The organism is Puniceicoccaceae bacterium, assembly GCA_040224245.1.
Classification (GTDB): Bacteria; Verrucomicrobiota; Verrucomicrobiia; order Opitutales; family JAFGAQ01; genus JAKSBQ01.
Genome location: JBEGIR010000086.1, coordinates 1 through 4,037, shown reverse-complemented (window position 1 = coordinate 4,037; position 4,037 = coordinate 1). Strand labels below are relative to the sequence as shown.

The 4,037-nt window shown below is 57.0% G+C and carries 3 protein-coding genes; 2 read left to right on the top strand and 1 reads right to left on the bottom strand.

The window, feature by feature from the left end; genetic code table 11:
• Together ABQ298_14575 and ABQ298_14570 are read left to right on the top strand one after the other, a co-directional pair.
• Positions 1-281: ATP-binding protein (locus ABQ298_14575; GenBank protein ID MEQ9825608.1), on the top strand; the 281-nt coding region annotated here is incomplete at its 5' end.
• Positions 278-907: a response regulator transcription factor gene (locus tag ABQ298_14570; GenBank protein ID MEQ9825607.1), complete on the top strand. Its 630-nt coding sequence runs from the start codon at positions 278-280 to the stop codon at positions 905-907. The genes ABQ298_14575 and ABQ298_14570, both read left to right, overlap by 4 nt.
• Before the next feature lie 62 nt (positions 908-969).
• Here ABQ298_14570 and galB read toward each other — a convergent pair whose 3' ends face one another.
• Complete coding sequence (gene galB / locus ABQ298_14565) at positions 970-3,663, bottom strand: beta-galactosidase GalB (protein ID MEQ9825606.1); 2,694 nt, start codon at positions 3,661-3,663, stop codon at positions 970-972.
• Between the last annotated feature and the right edge of the window lie 374 nt (positions 3,664-4,037).

Below are 4,037 nucleotides of genomic sequence, written 5' to 3'. Positions count from 1 at the left end.
GCATGACCAATGCGGTTCGCCACGCCAAACCTGCCCGCATTCTACTCCACCTGTGTTATGAGTCCGATGGGCTGCACCTGAACATCCGTGATGATGGTGTCGGATTTGATTCAACATCCTATTTTGACCAGTCCCGGCATTTTGGTCTGCGAGGCATGCGCAATCGCGCCAAATCCATCGGGGCTCAACTTGACATTGAAAGTGAACCCGGGCGCGGCACTTGCATCCGCATGTTCCTCGCACGCCCTTCTGAATCTTCTTCCATGCATTCCACATCATGAATTCGAATCCATGCATCTCCATCCTTCTCGTCGACGATCACATCGTCATGCGTATGGGTCTGGTAAGCGCGATTTCCGGCGAACCCGACCTAAAGGTTATTGCCGAATCCGAAAACGGAATGGAGGCAATCGAAGCCTATCAAACCCACCGCCCCGATGTCGTCATCCTCGACCTGCGCATGCCGCAACTTGGCGGACTGCAGACCATTCGCAAGCTGAACGAGCTGAACAAACACTGCCGCATTCTGGTCTACAGTAACTTTGCCGGAGGCGAGGAGATCTACTCCGCATTCCGGGCAGGAGCATCCGGGTTTGTGGCAAAGGATATGCCACTCGATCAATTGCTCGAGGCCATTCGCATCGTGCACAGGGGTGAGACTTTCATGCCGCCCGAAGTGAGCGCGCGCATTGGATTTCGCGCCGCCACCAACCTCACTCCACGCGAGATGGAGGTGCTCGCCTGCGTCGCCAAGGGCATGAGCAACAAGGAAATCGGTGCGGAGTTAAACCTGGTCGAGGGCACCGTCAAAGTGCACCTCACCAGCATCCTCTCCAAGCTCGGCGTCGCTGACCGCACGCAAGCGGTGCTGCTGGCGGTGAAGCGAGGCATCATCGAGATCGAATAAACGTGATTGATGATCAGTGCTTTTAACAAGAATGGGTATCGCCTACCTGTCTGAGGCATCGCTCAGTCGCGTTCGCTCACAATGCGGGTCTGTATCTCGACCGTCGTGCGCGGCATGCCTGCAGCTTCGGCGTGTACTCGCAAGGTTCCCGTTTCGCCCGCCTTTCCACTCACAATGACCAGGCAGCGACCGCTGAAGGCACGGCGCACGTGTGAGGGAAAAGGCTGCATGTCCGTCGGATCACCATTGTCGGTGGCGATGATCGCACCGGGTCCCTCGATTGAAAACGTAATCTTTGGAGTGGAAGTCGCAACAAACCGACCCTCAGCGTCGACCACTTTGAGCGCGATGAAACTGAGGTCACGACCATCAGCTGCAATCACGTCGCGATCCGCCTCCAGCACCAGTGTCTCAGCTGGGCCAGTGGTTTCCACAGCACTCGTCGCCCAACGCTTTCCGTGCTGATAGGCGACGACTTCAAGTTTTCCAGGTTCATAGACCACATCATCCCAGCGCAGACGGTACTCATACTCACCCTTCGATTTCCGCCCGAGTGAGCGTCCGTTCAGAAACAACTCCGCTTCATCTCCCGAGGTAAAAACGTGTACAGGGGTGACCTTGCCCACGCGTTCCGGCCAGTTCCAGTGCGGCAGGATGTGCGCCATGGGTTCATCCGGACGCCAACGCGACTGATACAGGTAGTAGCGGTCTTTGGGAAATCCGGCGAGATCGATGATGCCGCAGTAGGAGCTGCGCGACAGGTAATACGGCGTCGGTTCCCCCAGGTAGTCCCAGCCCGACCAGACAAATTCCCCCGCCACGTAGGGATTCTGATCCTGCTTCGCAAACACCTTGTCCGCTGCCGAACCAAAATCCACGGCATACAGTTCATAGGAGCTGACATGCTGGATCGATGAGTCTCCACCCATGCCATCCCGAACCGGACTGCTGACCCCTTCCGCCACCGGAAACAGATATATCCCGCGACTGCTGAACGCAGAGGCGGATTCGCTGCTCACGATCACTTTTTCTGGAAACGCCTCGCGAAAGGCAGGATACATCGGCGGCGTTTGGATGCGGTCCGTTCCTTCAAACATGGGGTCCTGGCGAATGCCCTCGCCCTGGTAGTTCAGACTGATGAGATCCATCTCACGCGGAAAGGGCATGTGCGGTTTGGCCCAGTTCATGGACGCCGAAGTCGGTCGCGTCGGATCCTCCTCATTCACGATCTGCTTCAACCGTGCCGCAACTGCGGCTCCTTCTTCATCGGTGTACTGTTCCCCCACTTCATTACCCGTGCTCCAGATGAAAACGGACGGATGGTTGCGATCACGCCTGACGAGCGCACGCATGTCCTGCTCGTGCCAGTCGGGGAAAATCAGGTGAAAATCAAGTCCGGCTTTTTTGCGCTCCCACACGTCGAAGGATTCATTAAACACCAAAAACCCCATCTCATCACAGAGGTCGAGCAAAGCGGGTGCTGGCGGGTTGTGCGCCATGCGAATTGCATTGCAGCCCATGTCCCGAAGGATTTCCAGCTGCCGCTGCGCCGCGCGCAAATTGAACGCCGCTCCCAACGCTCCAAGATCATGATGCTGATTCACACCTCGCAGGGGAATGCGCTTCCCATTCACCAGCACCCCATGTTCGGGATCAAACTCGAGTTTGCGAACCCCAAAGCGTGTGGCATAGCGGTCAACAAGTTTCCCGTTCACACGAACTTCGGTAACGGCCTCATACAGGTGGGGTGTCGCCTCGGGAAGCGGATGCCAGAGTTTGGGATTTTTGAGCCGAACCATGCCTTCAAGTGTCTGCTGCTGCTCTGCTGAAAGCTCCAGTTTGTGCACATCGAGCGTTGCCACCGCTGCGCCAGTCTGCCCTGTCTCCCGCTCGACTGCGTGCAACTGAGTCTGCACCCATACCTGCACGGTCTGTTCGGACTGGTTTGCCACCGTCGTGCGCACCCGCACTGCCGCCTCAGTTTCAGAAACCTCAGGTGTCGTGATCTGGTGACCCCACTGCGCAACGTGCACGGGTTGGGTCTTCACTAACCAAACATCGCGGTACAACCCACCGCCCGGATACCAGCGCGAGGATTCGGGAGGATTGTCGAGGCGAATCGCCAGTTGATTGGGAACTCCGTGCTTCAAATAGGGAGTCAAGTCCAGCTGCCAGGTTGCGTAGCCGAAGGGCCAGCCACCAACGAGATGTCCGTTCAGCCACACCATCGCATACGACATCGCGCCCTCCACCTCCAGAAAGACGTGTTTACCCGCATCCTGCTCAGAAAGGAAAAACTGATTGCGATACCAGGCCACTCCCGGACTCGGGAGTCTGCCCATGCCACCACCAACCTGAGCATCGCCTCCTTCGTAAAACGGGCCCGCTATCGCCCAGTCGTGGGGCAGTGTGACGGATTTCCATCCACTGTCATCAAAGTCCGACTGCACAAACGGAAAATCCCCGCCGGGATTGCCCTCCGGTCGAACGTGATGCTCGGCGGGGTCGTTGAGAAACGCATTGCCAGAGGGCAGAATCCAGGGTTTCAGGACAAAGGTGTCTGCTTCGACAGTTTCAGCTTCCGTCGGCTGCGTATCCGCATCGATGGCCTCCCAGGAGTTCCGCACATCCTTGGGCCGAACATCGTAGATCAGCTCATCCGCCTGCTCAGGGTCTGCATACTTCATGAAGCGCCAGCCTGTATCGAGTCGCACTCGCTCGCGCGGTGCTGAGTCCCCCAAAACAAAAGGAGGCATCACCTCCGCACGGGAAACAAGGCTCAGCCCGAAGAGGGCAATGCAACAGGGCCAGACAGCCCAGAAGAATCGATGGGGTAACTTCATGATATTAAGACGGGTTTGGGTCAAAATCGGGCAGGAAAAGTGGTGCCGACAAAAGCCAGCCCCACCTCCCACCCTCAGGGTCTAACTCCCAGCGTTCAGGCCAATTCGAAGGGGGTCAAGGACTTCCGAAAAAGTTATGACTAAAGTCATAACGACTGATTTGAAGACTGATCCGATTGTGGCGAAAGAGGACGCGCATGGAGGTGTAGGGGGTTCCAGACGTCCACTCGCGGGTTTTCATCGTTCCACTCGTAGGGTTTTTATCGTTCCACTCGTAGGGCTTTCGC

Coding starts and splice junctions, on each gene's coding strand:
- galB (MEQ9825606.1), bottom strand. CDS start 3,663: ATGCCTCCTTTTGTTTTGGGGGACTCAGCACCGCGCGAGCGAGTGCGA.
- ABQ298_14570 (MEQ9825607.1), top strand. CDS start 278: ATGAATTCGAATCCATGCATCTCCATCCTTCTCGTCGACGATCACATC.